The sequence below is a fragment of the Mesorhizobium sp. PL10 genome (genome assembly GCF_053714315.1).
In genome coordinates this window covers 51,580-76,990 of record NZ_JBSKBR010000002.1, presented here as the reverse complement: position 1 = coordinate 76,990, position 25,411 = coordinate 51,580, and the positions used below count along the sequence as shown (strand labels likewise).

The window sequence follows — 25,411 nt, the reverse complement described above, 5'->3', positions numbered from 1 at the left end:
AATAACCCACCAGGCCAACTAGCGTTGCAGGCCAAAGACCGAAGACACCGCCGTCGTCGCGCCTACTTCCCGCAATGGTGGTCGTTGATCTTGTTCAACGCATTCGCGTCCGGGCCGATCCGGTCATAGGAGCAGGCGCCGGCCGCCGTGGTGATCAGCATTTTGTCATAGTAGCGCGGGCCGCCGAACAGGGCGTAGAGGAGGTCGCGATGGGCGGGAACGTAGCGTTCTGGCTCCGGCTGACGATGACGATGCTTTTCCTTGGCGATGGCCGTTGTGGCCAGGCTGCAGCCCACAGCGAGAACGAGCGCGCAGGTCGCGAACATCTTGGTGGTCATCGGCATACCCTTCTGACGGTTCAAAATCGCAGCATATCCAAAAGCACCGGCCGAACAAAGGTTCCCTGATCGCCCAGACCAGCATCGAAATCAGTCCGCAACGACGCTTTGCGCGCGCCGCCTTTCAGCCGCCACCAGCAGGTCGACAAAGGCGCGCACCTTGGCCGGTCTGAAGCGCGCCGGCGGAAAGACGGCATGAATGCCGCCGGACGGCAGGCTCCAACCCGCGAACACCCGCACAAGCCGGCCCCGCGCTATGTCGTCGGCAACGCTGTAGTCGGGGAAGATGCCGAGCCCGATGCCGGCCAGCACGCAGGACAGCACGCCCGGTGTCTTGTCGCAGCTGACCACTGGATTGAGTTCGGCCAGCACCGTTTCTTGGCCCTTCGAAAACAGCCACTGGCCGACGCCGCGCAATTGTGCATTCCCTACCCAGGGCAACGACTTTGCCAGCCTGGGGCTGGCGTCCTTCGGCAGTCTGGCGGCGAGCTCCGGGCTGGCGACGACGAATTGCTGCAGGTTTCCCAGCCGCCGCGCCAGATTGCTGGAATCGGCCAGCCAGCCGACGCGGATGCCGAGGTCGATCTGCTCGTCGACCAGATTGCTGACGGCGTCGTCGAAAATCGTCTCGACCCGCATTTTCGGGTATTTTTTGAGATAGGCGGCGATGGTCGGCGCCACGACCTTCTCGCCATAGTCCAGCGGCGCCGTCAGCCGCAGCATCCCGGTTGGCTTCAAGGCGCTCTGCGAGATGTCGCCATAGGCGGCTTCGGCCTCGCGCAGGATGATGGCCGCCCGGTCGTAGAACAGGCGCCCCTCCTCCGTCGGCGCAACACGCCTTGTCGTGCGCCGCAGCAGCGTCGCGCCAAGCTCCTGCTCAAGCTTGCCGACCTGATGACTGACCACAGCCTTGGCGACATCGAGCCGGTCGGCGGCCGCCGTGAACGAGCCTGTCTCGACCACGGTGGTGAAGTAGACGAGCCGGTTGAGGTTCAGAAGCTCGGTCACAAGCATCTCATTGTCTGATCAGATCATACAGTTTGTATGATTGATCGGTATTTTTCGCAAGCTACCGGACTGCCATTTATCCGGCAACCAATGAGGCTTGCCATGACCGACGCAACCGTGACCTATCTTTTCGATCCGCTCTGCGGCTGGTGCTATGGCGCCACGCCGATGCTGGACAGGCTGTCCGACAGCGGTATTGCACTCGAGCTTGTGCCGACCGGGCTGTTTTCCGGCACGGGCGCACGGCCGCTGGATGCAGGCCTTGCCGCCCACGCCTGGTCGAACGATCAACGCATCGAGAGGCTGAGCGGACAGCGTTTCACCCAGGCCTATCTCGACAAAGTGCTCAATGTCAGCGGCACCTTGCTCGATTCCAGCGCCGCCACGCTCGGCATTGTTGCGGCAGGTCTCGATGAGCCGCGCCGGCGGCTGGCCGCGCTCAAGGCGATCCAGCGCGCCCGCTACGTCGATGGCCGCGATATCGTCACGGTCGAAGGCGTCGCCACGGTGCTGACCGATGCCGGGATGAGCGATGCAGCCGCGCTGCTGAAGGCGCCGACCGACGCATTGATGACGGCGTATCGCGATCTTTTAGGGCGCGGCCGGTCGCTGTTCCAGCGGCTCAACGCCAATGGCGTGCCGGCGCTCGCGGTGGTCGGCCCTTCGGCGCCCCGCCTGATCGACGCCAATGCGCTGTTCGGCAGCTACGACAATCTCGTCGCCCATATCCAGGCGGCGTGACCTGAAAACATCCTCCCCAACGAAAGGAAAATCCCCATGAAAATCGCACTCATCGGCGCGTCCGGCCAGGTCGGCTCACGCCTGCTGAAGGAACTCTCCAACCGCGGCTACGCCATTACCGCCATTGCCCGCAACCCGGAGAAGATCGCGGCTCTTCCGGGCGTAATCGCCAAGAAGGGTGACGTCTTCGACAAAGACGGCCTTGCCGCCTTGATCAAGGGCCATGACGCGGTGATCTCCTCGGTGCATTTCCTCGACAGCGACCCCGACACGCTGATCGCGGCGGTGCGTGCTTCCGGCGTAAAGCGCTACCTCGTCGTCGGCGGCGCCGGCAGCCTGGAAGTCGCGCCGGGCAAGCGCCTGGTCGATACACCGACATTCCCTGATATCTACAAGGCCGAGGCGCAGAAGGGTGCCGACTTCCTCGACACGCTGCGTACGGTCAACGATCTCGACTGGACCTTGCTGTCGCCGTCGGCGCTGTTCGTTGCCGGCGAGCGCACCGGCAAATACCGCATCGGCAAGGACGCGCTGCTTACGTCAGACAAGGGCAGCAGCATTTCCTTCGAGGACTATGCCATCGTGATGGCCGACGAGATCGAAACGCCGGCGCATATCCGCCAGCGCTTCACGGTCGGCTACTGATCGCACTGGTGCATAGGAGCCACTCGACGGAGTGGCTCGCGTCCCATCGACGATAGCGCCATCGGAGCTTCCGATGGCGCTATCGTTTTCTTCCGTTTCCGCTTTTCGCGTCGGTCTGCGAGGTCACAGCCAGTGAGTTCAGGAACGGAAAACATGGCAGACATGGAAATCGCGAAATCAAAAATCGTCATCGTCGGTGGCGGATCCGGGATGGGCCTGGCGCTGGCACGACGCTGCCTCACAGCCGGTGCGGAAATCATCATCGTCGGGCGCAACGCCGACCGGCTGGAGCGCGCCCGCGAGGCGTTGCTGCAACCGGAGGCAGTGACGGTGGCAGCGGTCGATATTGCGCATGAGGATCAGGTCGCGCATTTGTTCAGGCAGGTGGGCCGCATCGATCACATCGTCAGCACCGCGGCCGACATCGAAGGCGTCTATGAATTGCTGCCTTCGGTCGACCTGAAGGCGGCGCAGCGGGTTGTCGGAAGCAAATTCTACGGGCCGCTGCTGCTGGCCAAGCATGGCGCGCCGCAGCTTTCGACCAACGGTTCCATCACCTTCACCTCCGGCATTGCCGCCTATCGGCCGGCGGCGCGCGGCTCGGTCGTCGCCGCTGTCAATGCAGCGCTGGAAGGGCTGGTGCGGGCGCTGGCGGTGGAACTGGCGCCGATCCGCGTCAACGCCGTCTCGCCAGGCTGGGTCGACACGCCGATCTGGCACTTCGTTGCCGGCGACAAGAAGGACGAGACGCTTGATGCAATGGCCAGGCGGCTGCCGGTCGGACGTGTCGGACAACCGGACGACATTGCCGACGCCATCACCTTTCTGATGGGCAACGGCTTTACGACAGGAACGGTTCTGCATGTCGAGGGCGGTCACCGGCTGATCTGACCGGCGCGAAAGTCTCGGCGGCGGCCGCCAGCAGCAGTTTCAGCGCCGGCTGCTGCACCCGGCGGCGGCGCCAGATCATGGCCAGCGACGCTGTACGGACCGAACCCGGCCACGGCAGTTCAACGATCTCGCCGCGATCGAGCGCATCGGCGACCGCAAGCCGCGGCACCAGGCCCATGCCGGCACCGCTCGCCACGAGGCCTGCAATGGCGCCGATGCTGCCGACTTCGGCGGCAAGTTTTGGCGCTGCTGTCTCGGCAAACGCGGTGTCGAACAGATGCCGGTAGACGCATCCGGTTTCCGTCACAACGAAACGCATCGCGGCGAGCGCGGCCAAGTCGCCTTGCGTCGCTGCGGCCGCATTCTCGGCGGACGCGACAAGGACCAGCGGCTCGGCCGATATCGTTCGCCTGACCAGACGTTCGTCAAGCCCGCCGCTTTCCATCCCACCTTTGTCGAAACAGAAGGCCACGTCGATCTCGCCCTCTTCGAGCTGCCGCAGCAGAGCATCGCTGCCGGCGATTTTCAGCCGCAGACGGATCTCCGGATGATCGCCCTGAAAGGCCGCCAGCCATTGCGGAAGTTTCACCGCGGCGATCGTCTCCAGCGCGCCGACCGTCACCGTCGCGGCGGTCGTTCCCGTCATTGCCTCGACAGCAATTCGCGCCTCGTCCGCCAGTTGCAGAATCTCGTCGGCATAGGGTTTCAGCGCGTCGCCGGCCGCCGTCAGATCGAGGCCGTTGCGCGAGCGGATGAAGACGGCAACGCCGAGTTCGCTTTCCAGCGACTGGATCTGGTCGCTGACGCTCGACTGCGCCAGATGAGCCTCCCGCGCTGCGCGGGTGATGTTGCGGTGCCGCGCCACGGCGAGGAACGTCTTGAGCAATCTTGGATGCATACCGTTTCCAGATCTGGTCTCAGTCCCGATATTTCGGTCCTGGTTGATTCATTTGCAACCGCGAAGCCGATTCCATTCGATGCCATGGAAGCGAAGGGCCAGAATTTCGCGGCCATTGCGCGGCGAGTTTTTGCTTGTGAACAGGCCGGCGGCTTGTAGCTTGCTCGAAAGCCGGTCCGACGGAGGCAGTTCGGGGGAAATGAGCGTCATCAGGATTGTTCTGATATGCCGCTGAAGGCCGCCGCCCATATCGAGGCGATGTCGGCCTTCGCGCTGGCGAACTTCGGCGGCAATGACCGGCCGACGCTTGCCCAGAACGAGAGCGCCTTCCCGCCAAGCCCCAACGCGATCGCCGCTGGCCAGGACGCGATCGCGCGCAGCCATCTCTATCCCGATCCGGATTGGACCAGGCTGCGCGAAACGATCGCGCAAGCTTATGGCGTCGAACGCGGGCTGATCCTGTGCGGCGCCGGTTCGATGGACCTGATCAGCTGCACCATCGCGGCATTTGCCGGCCCAGGCGACGAAGTGCTCGCCACCGCCTATTCCTATAATTTCGCGGCCTCCGCCGCCTCGCGTGTTGGTGCTGCCTACGTGAAGGCGGCGGAGCGCGACTTCGTCGTGTCCGTCGACAGCATTCTCGCCGCCGTCACGCCGGCGACGCGGATCGTCTTCGTCTGCAATCCCGGCAATCCGACCGGCACCTGCATCCGCAATTCCGAACTGCTGCGCCTGCGCGCCGCCTTGCGCGGCGACGTGCTGTTGGTGATCGACCAGGCCTATGGCGAGTTCGACGACCAGGATCCGCAGCCCGTCTTTGCGCTGGTCGCGCGCGGCGATACCGTCGTGTTGCGCAGCCTTTCCAAAGCCTATGGGCTGGCCGGCGCGCGGGTCGGCTGGGGATTGTTTCCGCCTGATGTCGCGGCCGAAATCCGCAAGCTGCAGAACTCCAACCAGGTCACCACGCCAAGCCTCGCAATGGCTGTCGCGGCAATCGACGACCAGGCCTATATGCGCGAGACAGTGGGGCGCACGGCCGCGATCCGCGACCGCTTTGCGCAGGATCTGAGAGCAGCCGGCTACGGCGTTCCCGAAAGCCGGACGAATTTTGTGCTGATCCGCTTCGCCGACACGGCCACAGCGGCGGCTGCAGACGCCGCCTTGCGCGGCGCCGGCATCATCGTGCGCAGCCTCGGCGGCTACGGCCTGACCGATTGCCTGCGCGCAACGGTCGGCCCGCAGGACATGATGGACCGGGTGCTGCGCATTCTGACCGACCTGCGCGGCGGCACTTTGCGATGAGATTCGAGGAGATCTAAACGATGGCATATCTGCCGGCCCGTGACTTCATCGGCTATGGCGAAAACCCGCCTGCCGCAGCGTGGCCCGGTGGCGCCAAGCTGGCGCTCAACATCGTCGTCAACTACGAGGAAGGCGCTGAATACAGCATCGACGAGGGCGACCGTGTTTCCGAGACGATCCTGTCGGATCTTGCCGTATCTCCAGCGGTACCCGGCTTGCGCAACCGCAACATGGAATCGCTCTACGAATATGGCTCGCGCGTCGGCGTCTGGCGGCTCGCCTCGCTGTTCAAGGACAAGGGCATCGTTCCGACTTTCTACGTCGTCGGAAGGGCGCTGGAACTCAACCCGGCCGCCGGCAAGGCGATTGCGGAGCTCGGCAGCGACATCGTCTGCCATGGCTGGCGCTGGATCGACTATGCGCCGCTGAGCGAGGAGGAGGAACGCAAGCACATCGCCATGACCGTCGACACGGTGAAGCAGATCACCGGTATCCACCCGCTCGGCTGGTACACCGGCAGGCCCAGCCTCAACACAAGGCGGCTGGTGGTGGAGCATGGCGGCTTCCTGTTCGACTGCGACGACTACAATGACGACCTGCCCTATTTCGTCGACGTCGATGGCAAGCGGCATCTGGTGGTGCCGCATTCGTTCGACAACAATGACAGCCGTTTTTCGCGCGGCTCGGGCCTGGAGACCGGCAGCCAGTTCTTCGACTATGTCAGCGACGGGGTGGACTGGCTATTGGCCGAGGGCCGGACGACACCGCGCATGATGACGGTGTCGCTGCACTGCCGGCTGGCCGCACGGCCCGGCCGCATGATCGGGCTCGCCCGCTTCCTCGACAAGATCAAAGCCAATCCCGACATCTGGATCTGCCGCCGATCGGACCTCGCGCAACACTGGCTCGACCGCTTCGGCGGCTGAGCCGTCGCTCCGGTCTAATCGCCTGCTTACGCCCGCAGCCGCTTGCCTTCGGGGTCGAAGGGCGGTTCGCTCAGCAACACTGCGTCGTGCGGCCTGCCGAGGATCGCCACCGACACCTTGTCGCCTGCCTTGGCGGAGCCCGCCTTGACATAGCCGAGCGCCAGCGACTGCTCGACGAAGTAACCGTAGGCGCCTGACGAGACCTGGCCGATCGGCGTGCCGTCGGGCAGGAAGATCGGCTCGCCGCCGGTGGCGTCGGCATCGTTGGCTGATATCGACAGCATGATCAGTTGATCGCGCGCCGGCTTGTCGGCGATTGCCGCATAGGCGTCGCGGTTGAGGAAGTCGCCCTTGTCCATCTTGACCAGGCGATCGAACTTGACCTCCTGCGGCCAGTATTCGGGCGAGTATTCGCGACTCCAGCTGCCATAGCCTTTTTCGACGCGCAGCGACATCAGCGCGCGCGAGCCGACCGGGCCGGCGCCGACCTCTGAGCCAGCCTTGAGCAGCGCGCTGTAGAGTTCGATCTGGTTGGCGGCGGGGCAATAGAGCTCCCAGCCGAGATCGCCGGTAAAGGAGACGCGCAATGCCACCACATCGACGCCGCCAACCGTGATCCGGCGCGAGCGCATGAACGGAAATGTCTCAGTCGACAGGTCGGCATTGGTCAGCCGCTGCAGCAACTCGCGCGACTTCGGACCGGCGACGTTAAAGCCTGCCATTTCCTCCGTACGCGAGCGGAATGTCGTGCCTTCGGGCAAAGGAACGGCCTTGAAGAACCGTTGATGGAAACGCTCGGCCATGCCGGAGCCGAACACCATGAACTCGTCTTGGCCAAGTTTCGTCACGGTAAAGTCGCCGGCGATGCCGCCGCGCTTGCCGATCAGTGGCGTCAGACAGGAGCGGCCGATTTCGGCCGGTATGCGGTTGGCGAACAGCGAATTCAGCCAGGCCTCGGCGCCCGGCCCTTTGACCTCGTATTTGGCGAAGTTCGAGACGTCGATGATGCCCGCATGCTCGCGCAGCATGCGAGCCTCACGGCCGACCGGGCCCCACCAGTTCTGCCTGGTGAAGCCGTTCGTCTCCTCGCGCGGCTCGCCCTCGGCGGCGAACCACAGCGGATGCTCCCAGCCGAAGTTGAGACCGAAGACCGCGCCCATCTGCTTCTGCATCTCGTAGGCAGGGCGGGTGCGGACCGGGCGCCCGGCAGCGCGCTCCTCATTGGGGAAATGGATCTTGAATCGGTGGCTGTACTGGTCCTGCACGCGGGCCTTGGTGAAGGCTTTGCCGGCCCAATGGCCGAAGCGCGCCATGTCCCAGGCGAACATGTCGAGCGACGGTTCGCCTTCGATCATCCACTCGGCCGCCAGCTTGCCCATGCCGCCGGATTGCGAGAAGCCGGGGATGATGCCGTTGCAGCAGAAATAGTTCCGCAATTCCGGCGCCGGGCCAAACAGCACGGCGCTGTCGGGCGACCAGATCATCGGGCCGTTGATGACGCGCTTGACGCCCGCTTTGCCGACCGCCGGCACACGCGCAATGGCGCGCATCATATTGTCCTCGATGCGGTCGAGATCGTCGGGAAACAGTTCGTGGCCGAAGTCGAGCGGCGTGCCGTCCTCGGCCCAGAATTTCATGTTGCGCTCATAGGCGCCGATGAGCAGGCCGAGCCCTTCCTGGCGCAGATAATATTCGCCGTCGCGGTCGGCTACCGAAGGCAGCCGGCGGCCCATGGCAGCGATTTCAGGGATGGTCTCGGTGACGAAGTACTGATGCTCGGTCGGGATCAGGGGCAATTGCAGGCCGGCCATGGCGGCGACCTCGCGGCCCCACAGGCCGGCGGCGTTGACCACCCATTGCGTGCGGATCTCGCCCTTGGGCGTGCGCACGATCCAGCTGCCGTCAGGCTGCGCTTCGGTGGCGACAACCGGGGTGAAGCGATGGATCTCGGCGCCGCGCTGGCGCGCGCCGGCGGCATAGGCGGCGGTGACGCCGGACGGATCGACATTGCCGCCTTCAGGCTCGTACATGATGCAGCGTATGCCGTCGAAATCGACCAGCGGATGCAGCCGCTCCGCCTCGTCGCGGCCGACTTCGTAAAAGTTCATCTTATAGCGCCGCGCCTTGGCTTCCTGCAGCCGCAGCTGGTGTTCGCGCGCATCCGTCTGGGCCAGATAGAGCGAGCCCGGCTGGAAGATGCCGCACCCCTGGCCGGTCTCGGTCTCCAGTTCCTTGTAGAGCGCCATGGTGTAGTGCTGCAGGCGGCTGATGTTGGTCGAGTCATGCAGGCCATGGATGTTGGCGGCCGCGTGCCAGGTCGAGCCGGAGGTCAGCTCGTCGCGCTCGAGCAGGACGACATCGGACCAGCCATGCTTGGCCAGGTGATAAAGGATCGAGCAGCCGATCAGGCCGCCGCCGATGACAACGGCTTGTGCATGGGTGCGCATATCGAAGTTTCTTCCCTTTGCTCGGCGACGTGTCTTGTTGTGTGCTTCTGGTCGATGAATTCGGTCTCGTCGCCGTGGCGAAACTCCAAGGGGCGATCTGGCCGCCCCCTGGATGCTTACGGTTCAGGCCTTATCGAGCCAGACCTTCTCGAGTTGCAGCTCGAACGTCTGATGCATCTTGAGGTTTTTCACATAGGTGGCGTGATGACGGTAGAGCGAGCGCCAGAATGCCTGAACCAGCACGCCAGAGTCCTGCAGGATGAGCTCGACATCCTTCATCAACTCCTTGCGCTTGGCCGTATCGGCGATGGCGAGTGCAGCATTGAGCTTCTTGTCGAACTCCGGATTGGCATAGGCCGACTCATTCCAGGCTTCGCCGCTGCGATAGGCGAGCGCCAGCACCTGTACGCCGAGCGGACGCATGCCCCATTCGGTGGTCGACCACGGATATTTGGTCCAGTCGTTCCAGAACGACGTTCCCGGAATGATCGTCCGCTTCACCTTGAAGCCGGCCTCGCGCATTTGCGCGGCAACGACGTCGGCCGGGTCCTTCACATAGTCCGAATCGTAGGAGATGAGTTCGAATTCATGATCCATCTGGCCGGCCTCGGTCATCAGCGCCTTGGCCTTCGCCAGGTCGCGCGATACTTTTGGCAGTTCGTAATATTCCGGATGAATCGAGCAGACATGGTGGTTTTCGGCGACCTGGCCGAGACCACTATAGCCAAGCTTCAGCACCGTCTCATTGTCGACCGCAAGCTGGATGGCGTTGCGCACCCTTTTGTCGTCATAGGGTTTGTTGGTCACGTTGGTGCGCAGCACGATCGTTCCGGCGGTGACGACGGATTCCTTGACCAGACCCATGCCGTGATAGAGGTCCACCGTGCCGCCAACGGTCTGATAGTTGCAGTCGATCTCGCCGGCTTCGAAGGCGCTGGCGATGGCCGGGTTTGAAGCGTCGGTGCCGTAGTCGGTCCAGTCGACACCATCGAGATAGGTTTCGCCGCCAAACCAGGTGAAGTCCTTGCGGCGCCGCACCGACGCCGAGTCGCCGACCTTGTAGGAGATCAGTTCATACGGGCCGGTGCCGGGCGTCTTGGTCATGTCGGCGCCGTTCTTGTCGAAGTCGCGGTGGACGATGATGGCGGGATAGTCGGCGAAGCCGGGAATGATGGTGACGTCGGACTGGCCGCATTTCAGCTTCACCGTGTGATCGTCGACCTTGGTGATGGCGCCGGCGATTGCCTTTTTGGTGGCAGGATCGATCAGCGTGGCCATGCGGCCGGCCATCGAATTGCCCTCGGCCGCCTTGTCGCACCAGCGCTCGATGTTGAAGACGATGTCGTCGGCATTAAGCTCGTCGCCGTTCGACCACTTCACGCCCTTGCGCACATGCAGCGTGTATTCGGTGGCGTCGTCGCTGACCTCCCAGCTTTCGATGAGATGGCCCTCGAAGGTGAAGTCCTGGGTATAGCGGATCATGTAGTCGTTGCACTGGCGCAGCACATTGGCCATTTCCGACCAATCCCATGTGCGCGGATCCTTCATGTCCTTGATGATCATCTGCATCTTGAGGATACCGCCCTTCTTGCCGGGCTCCATTGCAGCAGCTTCGGCCGGCGCGGGGAGGCCGGCCATTGCATAGGCAAACGCCGTCGAGGCGCCCATCGCGCTCGCCATGGCAAGGAATTCGCGGCGGTCCATCCTGCCGCTTCTGACTTCATCTGCGTAGCTTTCGATGACCGCCGGGACGCGGTCACCGTTGCTCCTGAAAAGTGCCATTGTTGCTTCTCCGGTTTGGGCTTTCCGCCCGTTCATTCCCCATTACGCGGGGAATGTTAGAGGCGATGCAAAAATCCCGGAAGGGCTTGAGCCCTCACAAACCGCTGAAATTCGGCCTGCTAGACCTAAAAAAACAATGCCATTGGCGTGTCAAAATTTTTTGTGCGGAGGCAGGGAAGCGCAGGCGAATACTCGTCAGGCGCTGTCTTCCTGCGCCCTCGCCATGATCCATTCGCGCACCGTGCGAGCGATGTTGCCCTTGGAGATATGGGTCTCGGTCAGGTAGTAATTCCAAGGGCTTGGCGGCCGGACCGCAAACGGTTCTACGAGCAGTCCGCGCCTGAGATAGGCGTGGGCGAGCGAGCGCTGGGTGGCGACGAGGCCGGCACCCATGGCGGCGAGTTCGAGCGCGATGTTGGAAGCGTTGGTCGACAGGCCCTTGTCGTAATCCTGCATGTCGACGCCAAGTGCGGTGGCAACGACCTGCCAGTATTCCTGACGGCCGTGCACGAAGATCCGGTCCACCTTGAGGATATCCTCCGGTACCTTGACGGCGTACCCGCCTTCGAGCAGCGACGGGGCGCACAGAAGCACCAGCTCGTCATTCCAGAGCGGGATGCCTGCGGGCGGGCGATCGTCGAAGCGCCGCGTCGAAATGGTGATGTCGGCGATCTGTTCGCTGAGGTCCTCCCAGATCGTGCCATGCAGTACGATCTCGATTTCGGGATGCTTCTTGCGGAAGGCGGCCATGCAGCCGGCCAACCAGTTCTCCGCCAGGCTCATCGGACAGGAGACGACCACGGTGCGGTTGCGCGAGGAGGTCACGATCGCCTCCGTCGCCTGGTCGATCTGGTCGAGCGCCTGGCGCAGAGTCGGCAGGAACGCTTCGCCCATCTCGGTCAGCTTGAGGCTGCGCGGATAGCGGATGAACAATTGCCGGCCGATGTAATGTTCGAGCGAGCGGACATGGGTGCTGACCGCGGCCTGCGTGTAGCCAAGCTCCTTGGCGGCCATGGTGAAACTCAGATGCCGGGCCGAGCTCTCGAACGATCTGATATAGTTCAAAGGCGGGGGTGGCTTCATCTCCGGCTCCTGCGCTGTGCCAGAATAGGTAGACCATGGAGGCGCCGGCGTTCAATTGCACGCAAGCGACATGGCATAGATATTTTTGGCCAAAGCCGCTGAACTAATTGCGTGAAAGCACGATGGACCCAAATTAATGATGTCGTGACGACAGAGGGAGTGAAGAAGTGGCTGTGTCGCCCCATCGCCGTGAAGGGCCGGATGCGAGCGCTGAAACTGCCGTTCGCCTGGCCGACTTCGTCTTACGCCGGCCGGCATCGGTCTTCCCTCAGGCGGTGCTGGAACAGGCCCGCTACCTCTTGCTCGACACGATTGGAATTGCGATTGCCGCGGGGCCGATGGAGGCCGGACGCATCGCCCGTGATACGGCCACCCTGCTCTACAATTCGAACGACCCGAAGCATTCCGCACGCATGCTCTTCGACGGCCGCCGCGCCTCAGTGGCGGGTGCGGCTTATGCGGCGGCAACACAGATCGACAATCTCGACGGTCACGACGGCTACAGCCCGACCAAGGGCCATATCGGCGTGGTGGTGGTGCCGGCGCTGGCGGCGCTGGCCGAACAGCTTCCGGAGCTTAGCGGCCCTGACGCACTGGCAGCCCTGGTCGTCGGCTACGAGGTCGCCGGACGCGCCGGCATCGCACTGCATGCGACGGTGTCGGACTACCATACGTCAGGCGCATGGAATGCGCTGGGCGTCGCCGCCGTGGCGGCGCGTCTGCGCCGGCTGAGCGACGGGCAGTTGCGCGAGGCGCTGGGTATTGCCGAGTATCACGGCCCGCGCAGTCAGATGATGCGCGAGATCGCCACGCCGACGATGCTGCATGACGGGTCGGGCATCGGCGCGCTGACCGGCCTGTCGGCGGCGGCGCTCGCCGAACGCGGCTTCACCGGCGCACCGGCCATCACCGTCGAGGCACCTGAAGTCGCAATGCATTGGCAGGATCTCGGCAGCTTCTGGCAGGCGCTGCACCAATATGTGAAGCCGTACCCGATCTGCCGCTGGGCGCATGCAGCGATCGACGCGACGCGCGGACTGGTGCTTTCGCATCACCTGACGCCGGCCGATATCGGCCATGTGCAGGTCAACAGTTTCCACCATGCCGCGACGCTGTTCGACGGCATGCCGGACACGACGTCGAAGGCTCAGTACAGCCTGCGCTTTGCCGTCGCGACCTTCATCCTGCATGGCCGCATCGGGCTGGAGCACATTTCCGGCGCCGGGCTTGAGGACGCCGCCGTTGCCGAGTTGCTCGGCCGCATCAGCGTGTCGAAGCAGGAGCGCCACAGCGCCCGCTTTCCGGCAGGCCGCTGGGCCGATGTCGCCATCACCACCACCGACGGCCGGGTGCTGACTTCGGGCGACGTCCACGCACGTGGCGGACCCGAAGCGCCGCTGACGCCAAATGAGATCGAAGCCAAATATCTGGAGTTCGCGACACCCGTGCTCGGACGAGGCCGCGCTATGGCCATCCGCGACGCCATCCTGTCGCTGACCGACCCGGACAGCCGCTTTTCCGATCTCTGCACCCTGCTCTACGATCCTCCGGTGATCAGCAAGATCCTCCAGCGGCCGGCGTGGTAGACTGACATGCCGCCTCTGGCAGATCGCGGGGTGGGTATGCTCCATACCTGCGATGACGAACTTCCCTCATCGATAGAAAGACCTACATGACCCGCCCGCAAGGAACCATCGCCCCGATCCTGACGCCGTTCGAGAACGATGGCCGCATCGCCCGCGATCTCTGGATCTCACACGCCAAATGGGTGCTGGACCAAGGCGCGCATTTCCTGTCGCCCTTCGGCACCACGGGTGAGGCGCTGTCGCTCTCGCTGGGCGAACGCATGCAGGCGCTGGAATGGCTGGTTGCATCAGGCATTTCGCCTGCCCGGATGATGCCCGGCACTGGCGTCACCGCATTGCCCGAAACGGTCGAATTGTCGAAGCATGCGGTCGGCCTCGGCTGCGCCGGGGTGATGGTGCTGCCGTCGTTCTTCTACACCGCGGCCGGCGACAACGGCCAGGCGCGCTACTACAGCGAGCTGATAGAGCGGGTGGCCAGTCCGGCTCTGAAGATGATCCTCTACCACATCCCGCAGAACTCCGGCGTGCCGGTCAGCCCGGCTCTGACCGCGCGGCTGAGCGCGGCGTTTCCGGAAACGGTGGTCGCCTACAAGGACAGCGCCGGCGACTGGAACAACACGGCGGCGGTGATTGCCGCCGCACCAGATGTCGCGGTGTTCCCAAGCTCGGAGGCACAGCTCACCAAGGGGCTGGCCAGTGGCGCGGCGGGCTGCATCTCGGCGACCGTCAATCTCAACGCCGCCGCCATCCGGGCGCTTTACGACGCAACCATAGCAGGCAAGGACGTCAGCGAAGCGGATGCGGCGATCAAGGCATTCCGCAAAATCATTCAGGATGCCGGCCTGATCCCGGCGATGAAGGCGGTGCTGGCGGTGCGCTCCGGCGACCAGCGCTGGCTGAACCTGCGCGCACCGCACGAGAATGCAACGCTGGAAAGCGGCAAGGCGCTGCTCACGGCGCTCGGCCCTCTGGCCGATCATATTGGACGCAACTGAGGCGCAAGAATGTCGGCTCGCCCTACCGTCATCCTGCACACCGACCGGCCGGCCGCAGCGATGGCGGTGCTTGGGGAGACGCATCCGGATCTCCCCGTCCACGCCTGCGATACCTATGCGGCCTTGCCGGCCCTGATCGAGCAGACTTCAGCCGAGGTGGTCTACACCGTCCGCTTCGACGGCACGCCACGCTTTCCGCGCCAAGCTCTTGTCGCGAGCGCCACGGTAAAGTGGGTATCGGTCGGCGGTTCGGGAACCGATCATCTCGGACGCTGGGATCCGGCGCGCGTCACGGTGACCAATTCGGCCGGCGTCGCCGCCGGCATGCTGGCGGAATATGCGCTGGGCGCCATGCTGTCCTTCTCGCTCGACCTGCGCGGTTTTGAGCGCCGCCAGCTGGCGCGCCAGTGGGGCGGTGGCCGCGTCGAGCCGATCGAAGGCAAGACGATCCTCGTCATCGGCCTTGGCAAAACAGGCACGGCAGTCGCCGGGCGCGCCAAGGCGATGGGCATGGAAACACTCGGTATCCGCGCCCGGCCAAAGCCGATGCCCAGCCTCGACGAGGTGCACGACCCGGATGCCTTGCTTGCCCTGCTCGGTCGCGCCGACTTCATCGTCTGCTGCGTACCGCTGCTGGCCAGCACGAGTGGCCTGCTCGGCAAGGCAGCCTTCGCCGCGATGAAACCGTCCGCCGTGCTGATCGATATTTCGCGCGGTGGAGTGACCGAGGAAGCAGCACTGCTCGAAGCCCTCGACGGCAAGCGGATCAAGGGCGCTGCGCTCGATGTCTTCACAGCCGAACCGCTGCCTGCGGACCATCCTTTGTGGGGTTACGACAACGTCGCCATCACGCCGCATTGCGCAGCCGTCTACGAGGGCTGGGACGTCAAATCGGTGCGCATGTTCGCCGACAATCTGAAGCGTTACCGCAGCGGCCAACAACTGGAAAACACAGTCAATCCGGAACGCGGCTACTAACCCGGGAGGGGACGATAGAGATGAACCAGGACAGGCGCGGCGGTGGCCGCCGATCGAAGCTCGGGCGAAGCGGCGGCGGCATCGCGCAACTGCCATGGCAGCATGTCGAAAACCCCTATCCACCGATGCAATTGCTGGACGAGGATCGGATGCAGCAGCTGCACGACACCTCGATGCGCATCCTGTCGGAGCTCGGCATCCGCGTGATGAGCGAAAAGGTGATGGATCTGTTTGCCGCCGCCGGCGCCATCGTCGACCGCGAGGAAAAGACCATCAGGATCGACGAAAGCCTGGTCACCGAAGCGTTGCGCGCGGTACCGTCCTCCTTCACGCTGACCAGCCGTAATCCCGAAAAGCAGGTGCATCTCGGCGGCAGATCGTTGGTGTTCGGCCTGGTCGCCGGTCCGCCCAATGTCCATGACCGCATCAATGGTCGCCGGCAGGGCAATTTGCCCGACTACCAGAACTTCATCCGGCTGGCGCACCACTTCAACGCCATCCACATCATCGGCAACCAGGTGGTGGCGCCGATGGAATTGCCGGCCAATGCGCGCCATCTCGACACCTATTATGCCAATCTGACGCTGAGCGATCTCTCCTTCCACTGCACGGCGATCGGCCGCGCCCGGGCGATGGACGGCATCAACATGATGGCCATTGCGCGCGGCATCAGCCTCGAGGAGATGCGGGCTTCGCCCGGTGTGACGACGATCATCTCGATCAACTCGCCACGCCTGTTCGACGATGCCATGGCCGAAGGCCTGATTGCGATGGCCGAGCACGGCCAGCCGGTGACGGTCACCCCCTTCACCCTGATGGGCGCGATGACGCCGGTGACGCTGGCAGCGGCCCTTTGCCAGCAAAACGCCGAAGCGTTGTTCGGCGTGGTGCTGACGCAGCTGGTCAATCCAGGCACGCCTGTGATGTACGGTGCGTTCACCTCCAATGTCGATATGAAGTCGGGCGCGCCGGCCTTCGGCACACCGGAGAATGCCAAGGCCAACATCATCGCCGGACAATTGGCGCGGCGCTACAATCTGCCCTACCGCACCTCCAACGCGAACGCCTCGAACGTCGTCGATCTGCAGGCGGCCTACGAGACGGAGATGGCGACATGGGGCGCGGTGCTCGGCGGCGCCAATCTGATCTATCACGCGGCGGGCTGGCTCGAAGGCGGGCTGACGGCGTCCTACGAAAAGCTCGTGCTCGACGTCGAGATCCTGCAGAACATGATGGAGTTCCTGCGGCCGCTGCCGTTCCAGGAAGACGATCTCGGATTCGAAGCCATCAAGTCGGTGCCGGCCGGCGGCCATTTCTTCGGCGCCGAACACACAATGTCGCGCTACACCACCGCCTTCTACCAGCCGATGCTGTCGAACTGGCAGAACCACGGCGCCTGGGAGGAAGCCGGCGGCAAGGATGCGCTGGAGCGCGCCACCGAGCTCTGGCAGCAGGCGCTGCATGACTATGAGGAGCCGGTGATGGATCCTGCGGTCCGCGAGGAGCTCGACGCCTATGTCGCGCGCCGCCGCGAGGAGATCGCCGCCAATCCGGACGGCTGACAGCCATGCCATACGATCTCGTCATCCGTAACGCGACGCTGATTTCAGGCGACGGTTCCGATCGCTTCGCGGCCGATCTCGCCATCGACTGCGACAGAATCGCCGCCATAGGCGACCTCGGCGACGCACGTGGTGCACAAGAGATCGACGCTGCTGGCAAGATCGTCGCGCCGGGCTTCATCGACGTGCACACCCATGATGACGGCGCACTGCTTGCGCCCGATGGCATGGTACCGAAGGTCAGCCAGGGCGTGACCACGGTGATCGCCGGCAATTGCGGCACCAGCCTGGCGCCGCTACTGCTCGACCGCGCACCGCCGCCGCCGTTCACGCTGGTCGGCGGCCAGGAGAATTTTCGTTTCAACCGCTTTGCCGATTACGTCGCGGAGCTGAAGCAGCGCGGTATCGCCACCAACGCGGCTTTGCTCGTCGGCCACACCACCTTGCGCCAGCGCTGCATGCCGGTGACCGACCGTCCGGCCAACGCGGCGGAAACGGCGGCGATGCAAGAAGCAGTCGTCGAAGCAATGGCCGAGGGCGCGTTCGGTCTCAGCACCGGGCTCGACTATCCGCCGGCTGTGAAATCCTCAACCGAGGAAGTGAAGGCGCTGGCGGCGACGGCGGCAAGCCTCGGCGGGCCGTACGTCACCCATACGCGCAACTATTTCGAGACGATGGACGAGGCGATCGAGGAGGCCATCGACATTGCCGGCCATGCCGGCGGCAAGCTGTTCATCTCGCATCACCAGTGCACGGGGCGCGCAAATTTCGGCAAGAGCGGCCCTTCCCTTCAACGGATCGACCAAGCGCGCGAGACGATGGACATCGGCATGGATGTATATCCCTATGCGGCGAGCTCGACCGTGCTGCGGCTGGAGCGCTGCGACACCGGGCTGAAGGTCCTCATCACCTGGTCGACGCCGCATCCAGAAATGGCCAATCGCGAGATTGCCGATATCGCCCGCGAATGGAAGTGCAGCGAACGTGAGGCCGGCGAGCGCCTGCTGCCGGCCGGCGCAGTCTATTTCCAGCTCGACGAGAACGATGTCCGCACCATCATCGCGCATCCACGCACCATGATCGGTTCGGACGGGCTGCCGCACGACACCCACCCGCATCCGCGCCTGTGGGGGACGTTTCCGCGCGTGCTCGGCCACTATGCCAGGGATGTCGGCCTGTTCAGCCTGGAACAGGCGGTGCATCGCATGACGGGTCTGCCGGCGCGTGAATTCGGCATTGAGCAGCGCGGCATGTTGACGGTCGGCAATTTCGCCGATCTGACAGTGTTCGACCCGCAGACGATCATCGACACCGCGACTTTCGAAAGGCCGCGCCAAGCCGCCGTCGGCATCGAACATGTGTTCGTCAATGGCATCAGTGTGTGGAGTGGCGGCAAGGCGACTGGAGCGCTGCCGGGTGCGGTGCTCAAACCCAGCGCTTCAAAGAAGATCGTTAAAAGTGCCTGCGGCTGCGGCGTCGATCACAGCGCTTCGTAGAGCCGGTCGACGGTTTCCAGCGTGTAGGCGAATTCCACCGGTCGTGTGCAGCGCCAGCCGTCAAAACTCTGGCCGGCGAGCGCCTTCAACGCCTCAGGCATGCGCAGTATGCCGCCGCCATAGAGGCGGTTGGCCATGTCGAGCATGCCGGTGCGGTGCATGGCTTCGCTCATGCTGCCGCAGGCCTCCTTGACCAGCCAGACGCGAAAACCCTGATAGACCGCGTCGAACACGCTTTCAGTGACGCAGCTGTCGGTGAGCACGCCGGTGACAACAAGGTTTTCGATTTTGAGATCGGCAAGCCTCTGCGAAAGGTCGGTGCGGCGAAAGGCGCTCGGCCAGTGCTTGGGGATGACGATGTCGCCAGACAGCGCCGCGACTTCGGTGCAGATGTCGGCGCCTTCGCTGCCCGCAACAGCGGAGCGAAATTCCTCGGTGAGGATTTCTTCCTGCCTGGCATAGCCGCCGCGTTCCTCCGGCTTCACCCAAGCCTGCGCGTGGATGACGGGGACTCTTGCGGCGCGGGCGGCTTCGATCAGACGGGCGGCGTTGGCGAGCACCGTGTCGTAGCCGACGACCGGCCAGGCGGCGCCGGGCCGATATTCGTTCTGCAAGTCTATGACAAGTAAGGCCGTTGCAGCGAGGTTCATGGCTGGTCCTTGTCGAAGTCGGTGACGAAACGCAGGAGCAGTCGGATCACCTGGTCGAGGTCGGCGATCTCCATCGCCTCATGCGGATTGTGGCTGCCATTCTCGTTGCGTACGAACAGCATGGCGGTCGGAATATCGGCGCCGGCAAAGGTGGCGGCATCGTGCCCCGCCCCGCTTGGCACATGCGGTGCCGGCATTTGCAAATCGGCGGCAGCGCGATCCAGCCTTGCGATCAGCGCCGGCGACATGGTGGCGGGCTCCCAGGTAAAGTACGGACCGGCTTCGAAGGTGACCCCGCGTTTCGCGCCAACCTCCGCGAAGAGCGCGTGCAGACGCGCCTCGATCCGCTCCAGAACAGCGGCGTCGGCGCTGCGCACATCGAGGGTGAAACCGAGTTCGCCAAGCACGCGGCTGCCGCCATGCTGGCTTGGATCAGACTGCACACGACCGAAGGTGATGGTCGCTTCGTGGCCGTCGCGCTCAAGCGCGTCCCATTCGGCTTCGAGGCCGGCGACCAGATCGGCGAAACCGAGCACGCTGTCGTGCCGGGCAAAGCGTGGCTCGGCGCCGGAATGGGCATAGGCGCCGAAGCATTTGGCATCGACATAGCGGAAGCCGCCGGCAATGCCGGTGACGATGCCTACCGGCACGCCGGCGGCGACCAGGCGCGGTCCTTGCTCGATATGGACTTCGACAAAAGCGGCGATGCGGTCGGCATCGATGCCCGACACGCCGCGCCTGACGGCATCGGGGCCGAAGCCTTCCTCGCGCATGTGATCGGCAAGGGTGCGTCCGCTGTCCGACCGTTTTGCTTCCAGCGCCGCCGGCTCCAGCAGGCCGAGTGCGGCCTGGCTGCCGGGATAGGACAGCGGAAACCACACCGCTTCCTCAGCGCGCGTTACCAGTACGATCAGGTCCCGCGGCATGCCTTGCCCGACCATTTCGGCCATCACTGCAAGCCCGGCCACGACACCGGCGGCGCCATCAAAATTGCCGCCATGCGGCACGCTGTCGAGATGCGAGCCGATGACGATTGCCGGCAGAGCCGGGTCGCGGCCTTTCAGCGTCAGATAGAGGTTGCCAGCCGCATCGACGCGCGCAACCGCGCCGAGCCTTTCCGCTTCCTCGCGCACCAGACCGTGGGCAAACCGCTCGCCGGGTCCGTAGGCGATGCGCGTGATGCCCGGCGCATCGGTGGTGGCTTGCGCCAGCTTCTCCAGCAGACGCCCCGCCAGCCTGCCGCCGCCCGTCAGATCAGTCATGACGCGCGGAAGCCTGCTCAGCGGTCCGCAACCGATGCGGGGTGAGGTTCGCCAGCGACACGCCTTGCCTGGCGACATCGTCCGGCAGGCCACCGCCGGCGATCAGGCTGGCGCAGACGCGGGACAGAGCGGGCGAGGTCTTGATGCCGTAACCGCCCTGCCCGACCAGCCAGATGAAGTCCGGCACCTCGTCATCGGGGCCAACGACAGGCGAACCATCGACGACAAAGGTCCTGAGACCTGCCCAGGAGCGTGACACGCGCTGCACCTCGATCGTGGTGGCCCTTTCGAGACGTTCGGCGCCGATGGCGACATCGATGTCCTCGGCATAGGCATCCATCGGCACCGACAGCGTCGCATCGGCCGGCGAGACGAACAGCTGCCCGGCATCCGGCTTGAAGTAGAATTCGGCGCCGACATCGTGGACCAGCGGCCAGTCCGTTATGTCGACGCCGGCGGGCGCGGGAATGTTGAAGGCGGTGCGGCGCTTCGGCTGCAGGCCGACCGGGTGGACGCCGGCCATAGTAGCGATCTCATCGCCCCACGCGCCGGCTGCGTTGACGAGGCGTGGCGCAAGGAATGTTCCGGCCGGGGTTTCGACCCGCCATTGACCGCTCCGGCGGCCGATGGCGTTGACGCCGGCATTGGTGACGATCCTGGCACCGCGCGCACGAGCGCCGCGCAAAAAACCCTGGTGCAGGCCGTTGACGTCGATGTCCATCGAGTGCGGCTCGATATAGGCACCGGCAAGATAGTCGGCGCGCAGCACCGGCACGCGCTGGATCGCCTCGGCAGGGGTCATGGCGACGATGGACGGAACCAGCGCCTGCGCGGCCTCAAGATCCTGGCGCAAGAGGTCGAGTTGATCTTCCCGCGCGATCGTGATCATGCCGCGCTTGCTGAGCAGTGGATAGTCGGAAAAGCCGGCCGGCGGGTCGGTCAGGAAAGACCGGCTGGCCAGGACGATGCGGCGGATGACGCCATTGCCGTAGTTTTCGGTGAAGCTTGCCGCCGAGCGTCCGGTGGTGTGGTAGCCGCAATGGCTTTCGCGCTCGAGCAGCACCACTTTGGCTGACCGGCTGATCTCGAAGGCTGCGCCGGCGCCGGCCATGCCGCCGCCTATGACGATCACATCGGTTTCTTCAGCGACACTCATGGAAATCCATCCTCCGCCATCACGGCTTCGCAGCGCGGCACCGGACGCGGTTCACCCAGCCGCCCGCGTTTGGCGCGGTCGCGGGCGCCGCGGCCCTCAGCGAGATTGTCGGCCAGCGTGTTCTGCCGGGCGCAATCCTTCAGGGCAAGATCGGTCACGACCGGCACCGGCTTGCCCGCGATCTCGATGCCTTTCAGCCTGGCCCACACCGCGCGGCGCTTGCGCGTCTGGTGCGATTGCAATTCGCCAAGCTCGGCAAAACTGGTCTCGCGCTTTATCGCCAGAGCGCCGGCCGCAACCGCTGCATCGAACAGTTCCAGGCCGCGCTTTGTGCGCACGATGATGCCGTTGAGCGCTTCGTCATCGACCGCCGGCCCGCCATTCAGCCAGGCGTCGGTAGCGACGACATCGGCGACCTGGCCGATGGCGTCGGGACAGATCTTGCAGCGCGGCTGGATCATCCATTTGTTCTCGTCTTCCCAAAGCTGGCGGTAGGTGAGCTGGAAGGCGCGGCCATCCTTGGTCTCGATCCGATTGAGGCCGGGATTGCCGTAGCCGCGGTAGCGGAACAGCGCGAGCTCATCCTCGCTGAGGCCGAAGCGCTGCAGCACCTGTTCCGATTTCGACAGGTCCGAAGCGCCGCCGCAAGCAAAGCTGAGTGCATAGCCCATCAACTCATCGACGCGCGAATCATGTCGCGCCAGATTGCGCACGGCGGTGATGTCGCAAGGCTTGGCGATCAGGGCGAAAGGCTCGCCGCGCGCAAGGATGTCGCTAAAATCCTCCAAAGGCGCCACCGGGCCGTAGCGCGAGCCGGCGCCTTCGAGAACCGAGGCAGCATCGAAGCTCAGCCGCCGCTCACTGCGCATCGGCGCGGTCCGCGAGGCCGAGACGTGAAGGACGAAGTTGACGCGGCCGGACGTCAGCAGGAACTGGCCAAGCGCCGTGAGCACGCCGCCGCTCGATGCCTGAAACCGCACCGCCGGATCGCCGGCATAGCCAAGGGCCAACCGATGGGCCGGCCCCCACACGGTGTCCGTCAGCGCGGCGGTGTCCGTCTGCGACGGTGGCGGTCCGGCGATCCGGGTTCCCGGGCAGACGGCGTTGATGCGAGTCAGGGTCGAATGGCTCAGTGCCGCGCGGGCGACTGGCCGGAGACGCCCCTCCGGCGTCATGATCATATCAATCTCAGCCGGACCGGCCAGCGACCGGCAGAGCCCGCAGCCGATGCATAGCCCGTTCCCGACGATCTCGCCGAGCGACAACGGGACGGCCAGTTGCGGCTCCAGGCATTCGGGGGATCGGTCGGGGCCCAAGTCAGACATGCGAACCGGCGGGCTCGCTGATCAGGCGATATTGATCGGGACGCCGATAGAGCGCGAAGTCGAAATTCACCTTCCGGCAGGTGGCGATGAGGTCGAGGTCGGCGCGATAGACGATGACTTCGTCGCCGAGCGAAATCGCCTGTGCCACGATCTCGCCGGTCGGCGCGATGATGCAGGAGCCGCCGATCAGCGCCTGGCCATCTTCGAGCCCGGCCTTGGCGGCCGCGGCCACCCACAGCGTGTTCTGGTAGGCGCCGGCCTGCATCGGCAGATGGTTGTGGAACATTCTCAGATGCGCCAGCGCCGGCGCCTCGTCGAGCAGCAGCGGCGTGTTGTAGCCGAGCACCGCCACCTCCGCGCCGTTGAGGCACAGCATGCGGTAGGTCTCCGGCCAGCGGCGATCGTTGCAGATCGCCATGCCGACGCGGATGCCGTCATAGTCGAAGACCGGGAAACCGAGATTGCCCGGTTCGAAATAGCGCCGCTCGAGATGCGTGGTGGTGCCTTCCTCCGGCTCGGCCGAGCCCGGCACATGCATCTTGCGGTAGCGGCCGATGAAGCGCCCATCCGGACCGACAAGGTCCATGGTGTTGAAGTGGCGCGTGCGGCCGTCTTCCCGCGCGAGTTCGCAATAACCGAGTGCGAAGCCGATTTTCAGACGCGCGGCGGCATCGTAGAGGCGCTCCGTTTCCGGGCCGGGCATCGACTGTTCAAAGAAGGCGTCGATCTCCGCCTGACCGTCGATGCGCCAGCGCGGGAAGAAGGTGGTCAGTGCCATTTCCGGGAAGACGGCGATCTCCGCCCCGGCCGCGGCCGATTGCTCCAGAAGATGAACTAGGCGATCGACCGTCTCGGCGCGCGTGGCGCTGCGCTGGATCGGCCCGGTCTGGCAGACCGCTATGGTCAGGCATCGAGCCATGGCGTCGTCTCCTCGACTGGTTTTCCCGAGCGGGCCGGATCGGCTGCGGTGCGATCCACGAATTGTCCGAAGCCGGGCTGTGCCTTGAGCACGCCGTCGGCGATCACCGGCACGCCGCGGACCAGAACGGTGGTCGGCTTGCCCGTCACGCTCCTGCCCTCGTACGGCGTGAAGTCGACGCGGGAATGCAAGGCTGCGTGTCCGAGCGTCCAGGTGGCTTCGGGATCCCACAGCGCCAGGTCCGCATCGAGACCGACCGCTATGCTGCCTTTGCGATCGGCGAAGCCGTAGATGGCCGCGGCATTGCGCGATGTCAGATCGAGGTAGCGGTCGAGCGTCAGCCGGCCGGTCAACAGACCTTCCGAGAACAGCAGCGGCAGACGGGTCTCGATGCCGGGAATGCCGCTCAGCGTCGTGGTGAAATCGGGCGTCCGCGATCTGCCGATCTTGTCGGCGAAGTAGTAGGGCGAATGGTCGGAAGACCAGAGATCGATACCGCCATCGATCAGCGCCCGCCACAGGTGCTCATGGCTGCGCGGCGAACGTGGCGGCGGTGAAAAGACGAAGCGCGCCGCATCGAGCACGGGGCGATCGAGATCGGCGCCGCCGATGAAGAGATATTGCGGGCAGGTCTCGGCAATCGCGTCGACGCCTCGCACGCGCGCCCGCGCCACCTCCTCTGCCGACTGCCAGGACGAGACATGGACGATGGTCATGCGCGCGCCTGTCATTTCGGCGAAGGCGAGCGCGCGGTGCGTCGCCTCGCGTTCCATGGTCTCGCTGTGGGCGACGACGTGGTAGCGGATGTCGGTGCGGCCGAGGTCGATCAACCGCTGGCGCGTGCGCCTTATCGCTGCGTCGTTCTCGGCATGGACCATGACAATCCAGCCGAGCGTGTGGGCGGCATCGAGCACCTTGAAGAAGAGGTCGTCGTCTACGGCAAAGCCCTGATAGGTCATGAACAGTTTGACCGAGGCGATGCCGCGGCCGGCCAACTCGGCGAGCTGCTGCTCGACATCGGCGCCGGTGCCCATGGTCACCACGGCATGCAGTCCGTAGTCGATCACCGCGCGGCCCGCCGCGCGATCGAGCGCGCGGTCGATGGCACCGACCGTCGACATATCAGGACCCGGCATGCCGAATGGGACGATGCAGGTCGTTCCGCCGAAGGCCGCCGAAATGGTGCCGGACTCGAAATCGTCGGCATTGCCTGCGCCACCCCAAACCGGCTGGTCGAGATGGCAATGGGCATCGATGCCGCCGGGCATGACCCAGCGCTTGGCTGCGTCGATCAGCGATTTGCCTGACAGGCCATTGCCGATGGCTGAGATGCGGCCGTCATCGATGCCGATGTCGCAGTCGGCCCAGCCGTCGTCGAGCGCGACGCGTCCGCCTTTGATGACTACCTCATGCATTTCGTT

Annotated in this window: 23 protein-coding genes; 10 read left to right on the top strand and 13 right to left on the bottom strand. The window is 64.6% G+C overall.

Translation table 11 applies throughout. The features are described from left to right. Positions 1 to 62 precede the first annotated feature (62 nt). Together ACWGTO_RS04015 and ACWGTO_RS04010 are read right to left on the bottom strand one after the other, a co-directional pair. The gene (locus tag ACWGTO_RS04015; protein ID WP_454573575.1) at positions 63 to 338 is read right to left on the bottom strand and encodes a hypothetical protein; all 276 of its coding nucleotides are present in this window, start codon (positions 336 to 338) and stop codon (positions 63 to 65) included. 90 nt (positions 339 to 428) lie between these two features. Next, positions 429 to 1,346 carry a LysR family transcriptional regulator gene (locus ACWGTO_RS04010; protein WP_454573574.1) on the bottom strand — a complete coding sequence of 306 codons (918 nt, stop codon included), beginning with the start codon at positions 1,344 to 1,346 and terminating at the stop codon, positions 429 to 431. Positions 1,347 to 1,448: 102 nt separating this feature from the next. Between ACWGTO_RS04010 and ACWGTO_RS04005 the strand changes: the two genes are divergently transcribed. From ACWGTO_RS04005 to ACWGTO_RS03995, 3 genes are all read left to right on the top strand, one after another. Then, positions 1,449 to 2,087 carry a DsbA family protein gene (locus tag ACWGTO_RS04005; RefSeq protein ID WP_454573573.1) on the top strand — a complete coding sequence of 213 codons (639 nt, stop codon included), beginning with the start codon at positions 1,449 to 1,451 and terminating at the stop codon, positions 2,085 to 2,087. Between the two features lie 36 nt (positions 2,088 to 2,123). Further along, positions 2,124 to 2,732, top strand: a complete 609-nt coding sequence (locus ACWGTO_RS04000) for an NAD(P)-dependent oxidoreductase (protein WP_454573572.1) — start codon at positions 2,124 to 2,126, stop codon at positions 2,730 to 2,732. Between the two features lie 153 nt (positions 2,733 to 2,885). After that, complete coding sequence (locus ACWGTO_RS03995) at positions 2,886 to 3,623, top strand: SDR family oxidoreductase (RefSeq protein WP_454573571.1); 738 nt, start codon at positions 2,886 to 2,888, stop codon at positions 3,621 to 3,623. Here the strand turns inward: ACWGTO_RS03995 and ACWGTO_RS03990 are convergent. Together ACWGTO_RS03990 and ACWGTO_RS03985 are read right to left on the bottom strand one after the other, a co-directional pair. Beyond that, positions 3,574 to 4,521: a LysR family transcriptional regulator gene (locus ACWGTO_RS03990; protein ID WP_454573570.1), complete on the bottom strand. Its 948-nt coding sequence runs from the start codon at positions 4,519 to 4,521 to the stop codon at positions 3,574 to 3,576. The two genes, ACWGTO_RS03995 and ACWGTO_RS03990, sit on opposite strands and share 50 nt — an antisense overlap. A gap of 48 nt (positions 4,522 to 4,569) precedes the next feature. Then, positions 4,570 to 4,731, bottom strand: a complete 162-nt coding sequence (locus ACWGTO_RS03985) for a hypothetical protein (RefSeq protein WP_454573569.1) — start codon at positions 4,729 to 4,731, stop codon at positions 4,570 to 4,572. Between the two features lie 15 nt (positions 4,732 to 4,746). Between ACWGTO_RS03985 and ACWGTO_RS03980 the strand changes: the two genes are divergently transcribed. Continuing rightward, positions 4,747 to 5,823: a pyridoxal phosphate-dependent aminotransferase gene (locus ACWGTO_RS03980; RefSeq protein ID WP_454573568.1), complete on the top strand. Its 1,077-nt coding sequence runs from the start codon at positions 4,747 to 4,749 to the stop codon at positions 5,821 to 5,823. A gap of 20 nt (positions 5,824 to 5,843) precedes the next feature. Beyond that, a complete protein-coding gene (locus tag ACWGTO_RS03975; protein WP_454573567.1) occupies positions 5,844 to 6,749 on the top strand; it encodes an allantoinase PuuE in 906 nt (301 codons plus the stop codon). A gap of 26 nt (positions 6,750 to 6,775) precedes the next feature. Here ACWGTO_RS03975 and ACWGTO_RS03970 read toward each other — a convergent pair whose 3' ends face one another. The 3 genes from ACWGTO_RS03970 to ACWGTO_RS03960 all read right to left on the bottom strand — a co-directional run bounded on the left by ACWGTO_RS03970 (position 6,776) and on the right by ACWGTO_RS03960 (position 12,061). Continuing rightward, on the bottom strand, positions 6,776 to 9,196 hold the full coding sequence (locus ACWGTO_RS03970) for a GcvT family protein (RefSeq protein WP_454573566.1): 2,421 nt from the start codon (positions 9,194 to 9,196) through the stop codon (positions 6,776 to 6,778). A 123-nt stretch (positions 9,197 to 9,319) separates the two neighbouring features. Then, positions 9,320 to 10,978, bottom strand: coding sequence for an ABC transporter substrate-binding protein (locus tag ACWGTO_RS03965; RefSeq protein WP_454573565.1), 1,659 nt, complete (start codon positions 10,976 to 10,978; stop codon positions 9,320 to 9,322). A gap of 195 nt (positions 10,979 to 11,173) precedes the next feature. Continuing rightward, the gene (locus ACWGTO_RS03960) at positions 11,174 to 12,061 is read right to left on the bottom strand and encodes a LysR substrate-binding domain-containing protein (RefSeq protein ID WP_454573564.1); all 888 of its coding nucleotides are present in this window, start codon (positions 12,059 to 12,061) and stop codon (positions 11,174 to 11,176) included. A 167-nt stretch (positions 12,062 to 12,228) separates the two neighbouring features. Between ACWGTO_RS03960 and ACWGTO_RS03955 the strand changes: the two genes are divergently transcribed. The 5 genes from ACWGTO_RS03955 to ACWGTO_RS03935 all read left to right on the top strand — a co-directional run bounded on the left by ACWGTO_RS03955 (position 12,229) and on the right by ACWGTO_RS03935 (position 18,678). Next, on the top strand, positions 12,229 to 13,647 hold the full coding sequence (locus tag ACWGTO_RS03955; RefSeq protein WP_454573563.1) for an MmgE/PrpD family protein: 1,419 nt from the start codon (positions 12,229 to 12,231) through the stop codon (positions 13,645 to 13,647). An 86-nt stretch (positions 13,648 to 13,733) separates the two neighbouring features. After that, entirely contained in the window at positions 13,734 to 14,642 is a 909-nt protein-coding gene (locus ACWGTO_RS03950) for a dihydrodipicolinate synthase family protein (RefSeq protein WP_454573562.1), read from the top strand. A gap of 9 nt (positions 14,643 to 14,651) precedes the next feature. Continuing rightward, entirely contained in the window at positions 14,652 to 15,620 is a 969-nt protein-coding gene (locus ACWGTO_RS03945; protein ID WP_454573561.1) for a D-2-hydroxyacid dehydrogenase, read from the top strand. 20 nt (positions 15,621 to 15,640) lie between these two features. Next, positions 15,641 to 17,182: a trimethylamine methyltransferase family protein gene (locus tag ACWGTO_RS03940; protein WP_454573560.1), complete on the top strand. Its 1,542-nt coding sequence runs from the start codon at positions 15,641 to 15,643 to the stop codon at positions 17,180 to 17,182. A 5-nt stretch (positions 17,183 to 17,187) separates the two neighbouring features. Beyond that, positions 17,188 to 18,678 carry an N-acyl-D-amino-acid deacylase family protein gene (locus ACWGTO_RS03935; RefSeq protein WP_454573559.1) on the top strand — a complete coding sequence of 497 codons (1,491 nt, stop codon included), beginning with the start codon at positions 17,188 to 17,190 and terminating at the stop codon, positions 18,676 to 18,678. On the opposite strand, the gene ACWGTO_RS03930 is transcribed toward ACWGTO_RS03935, so the two are convergent. From ACWGTO_RS03930 to hydA, 6 genes are read right to left on the bottom strand one after another with little or no spacing between them, the layout of a single operon-like run. Then, positions 18,663 to 19,328, bottom strand: a complete 666-nt coding sequence (locus ACWGTO_RS03930; RefSeq protein ID WP_454573558.1) for a cysteine hydrolase family protein — start codon at positions 19,326 to 19,328, stop codon at positions 18,663 to 18,665. The two genes, ACWGTO_RS03935 and ACWGTO_RS03930, sit on opposite strands and share 16 nt — an antisense overlap. Further along, complete coding sequence (locus ACWGTO_RS03925; RefSeq protein ID WP_454573557.1) at positions 19,325 to 20,590, bottom strand: hydantoinase/carbamoylase family amidase; 1,266 nt, start codon at positions 20,588 to 20,590, stop codon at positions 19,325 to 19,327. The genes ACWGTO_RS03930 and ACWGTO_RS03925 overlap by 4 nt, the downstream gene beginning before the upstream one ends. Next, entirely contained in the window at positions 20,583 to 21,746 is a 1,164-nt protein-coding gene (locus ACWGTO_RS03920) for an NAD(P)/FAD-dependent oxidoreductase (protein WP_454573556.1), read from the bottom strand. Before ACWGTO_RS03920 ends, ACWGTO_RS03925 begins: the two co-directional genes overlap by 8 nt. Beyond that, positions 21,743 to 23,071 (bottom strand): Coenzyme F420 hydrogenase/dehydrogenase, beta subunit C-terminal domain, encoded by a 1,329-nt coding sequence (locus ACWGTO_RS03915; protein ID WP_454573555.1) that lies wholly within the window; start codon positions 23,069 to 23,071, stop codon positions 21,743 to 21,745. Before ACWGTO_RS03915 ends, ACWGTO_RS03920 begins: the two co-directional genes overlap by 4 nt. Beyond that, a complete protein-coding gene (locus tag ACWGTO_RS03910) occupies positions 23,064 to 23,990 on the bottom strand; it encodes a nitrilase-related carbon-nitrogen hydrolase (RefSeq protein WP_454573554.1) in 927 nt (308 codons plus the stop codon). The genes ACWGTO_RS03915 and ACWGTO_RS03910 overlap by 8 nt, the downstream gene beginning before the upstream one ends. Next, entirely contained in the window at positions 23,975 to 25,405 is a 1,431-nt protein-coding gene (gene hydA / locus ACWGTO_RS03905; RefSeq protein WP_454573553.1) for a dihydropyrimidinase, read from the bottom strand. Before hydA ends, ACWGTO_RS03910 begins: the two co-directional genes overlap by 16 nt. Positions 25,406 to 25,411 lie beyond the last annotated feature (6 nt).

What these genes read in the sequence shown, in the direction of transcription:
- ACWGTO_RS03920 (WP_454573556.1), bottom strand. Translation starts at nt 21,746, where the DNA reads ATGAGTGTCGCTGAAGAAACCGATGTGATCGTCATAGGCGGCGGCATG.
- ACWGTO_RS03970 (WP_454573566.1), bottom strand. Translation starts at nt 9,196, where the DNA reads ATGCGCACCCATGCACAAGCCGTTGTCATCGGCGGCGGCCTGATCGGC.
- ACWGTO_RS03935 (WP_454573559.1), top strand. Translation starts at nt 17,188, where the DNA reads ATGCCATACGATCTCGTCATCCGTAACGCGACGCTGATTTCAGGCGAC.
- ACWGTO_RS03930 (WP_454573558.1), bottom strand. Translation starts at nt 19,328, where the DNA reads ATGAACCTCGCTGCAACGGCCTTACTTGTCATAGACTTGCAGAACGAA.
- ACWGTO_RS03945 (WP_454573561.1), top strand. Translation starts at nt 14,652, where the DNA reads ATGTCGGCTCGCCCTACCGTCATCCTGCACACCGACCGGCCGGCCGCA.
- ACWGTO_RS03925 (WP_454573557.1), bottom strand. Translation starts at nt 20,590, where the DNA reads ATGACTGATCTGACGGGCGGCGGCAGGCTGGCGGGGCGTCTGCTGGAG.
- ACWGTO_RS04005 (WP_454573573.1), top strand. Translation starts at nt 1,449, where the DNA reads ATGACCGACGCAACCGTGACCTATCTTTTCGATCCGCTCTGCGGCTGG.
- ACWGTO_RS03940 (WP_454573560.1), top strand. Translation starts at nt 15,641, where the DNA reads ATGAACCAGGACAGGCGCGGCGGTGGCCGCCGATCGAAGCTCGGGCGA.
- ACWGTO_RS03960 (WP_454573564.1), bottom strand. Translation starts at nt 12,061, where the DNA reads ATGAAGCCACCCCCGCCTTTGAACTATATCAGATCGTTCGAGAGCTCG.
- ACWGTO_RS03990 (WP_454573570.1), bottom strand. Translation starts at nt 4,521, where the DNA reads ATGCATCCAAGATTGCTCAAGACGTTCCTCGCCGTGGCGCGGCACCGC.
- ACWGTO_RS03910 (WP_454573554.1), bottom strand. Translation starts at nt 23,990, where the DNA reads ATGGCTCGATGCCTGACCATAGCGGTCTGCCAGACCGGGCCGATCCAG.
- ACWGTO_RS04015 (WP_454573575.1), bottom strand. Translation starts at nt 338, where the DNA reads ATGACCACCAAGATGTTCGCGACCTGCGCGCTCGTTCTCGCTGTGGGC.
- ACWGTO_RS03915 (WP_454573555.1), bottom strand. Translation starts at nt 23,071, where the DNA reads ATGTCTGACTTGGGCCCCGACCGATCCCCCGAATGCCTGGAGCCGCAA.
- hydA (WP_454573553.1), bottom strand. Translation starts at nt 25,405, where the DNA reads ATGCATGAGGTAGTCATCAAAGGCGGACGCGTCGCGCTCGACGACGGC.
- ACWGTO_RS03965 (WP_454573565.1), bottom strand. Translation starts at nt 10,978, where the DNA reads ATGGCACTTTTCAGGAGCAACGGTGACCGCGTCCCGGCGGTCATCGAA.
- ACWGTO_RS03985 (WP_454573569.1), bottom strand. Translation starts at nt 4,731, where the DNA reads ATGACGCTCATTTCCCCCGAACTGCCTCCGTCGGACCGGCTTTCGAGC.
- ACWGTO_RS03950 (WP_454573562.1), top strand. Translation starts at nt 13,734, where the DNA reads ATGACCCGCCCGCAAGGAACCATCGCCCCGATCCTGACGCCGTTCGAG.
- ACWGTO_RS04000 (WP_454573572.1), top strand. Translation starts at nt 2,124, where the DNA reads ATGAAAATCGCACTCATCGGCGCGTCCGGCCAGGTCGGCTCACGCCTG.
- ACWGTO_RS03995 (WP_454573571.1), top strand. Translation starts at nt 2,886, where the DNA reads ATGGCAGACATGGAAATCGCGAAATCAAAAATCGTCATCGTCGGTGGC.
- ACWGTO_RS03980 (WP_454573568.1), top strand. Translation starts at nt 4,747, where the DNA reads ATGCCGCTGAAGGCCGCCGCCCATATCGAGGCGATGTCGGCCTTCGCG.
- ACWGTO_RS03975 (WP_454573567.1), top strand. Translation starts at nt 5,844, where the DNA reads ATGGCATATCTGCCGGCCCGTGACTTCATCGGCTATGGCGAAAACCCG.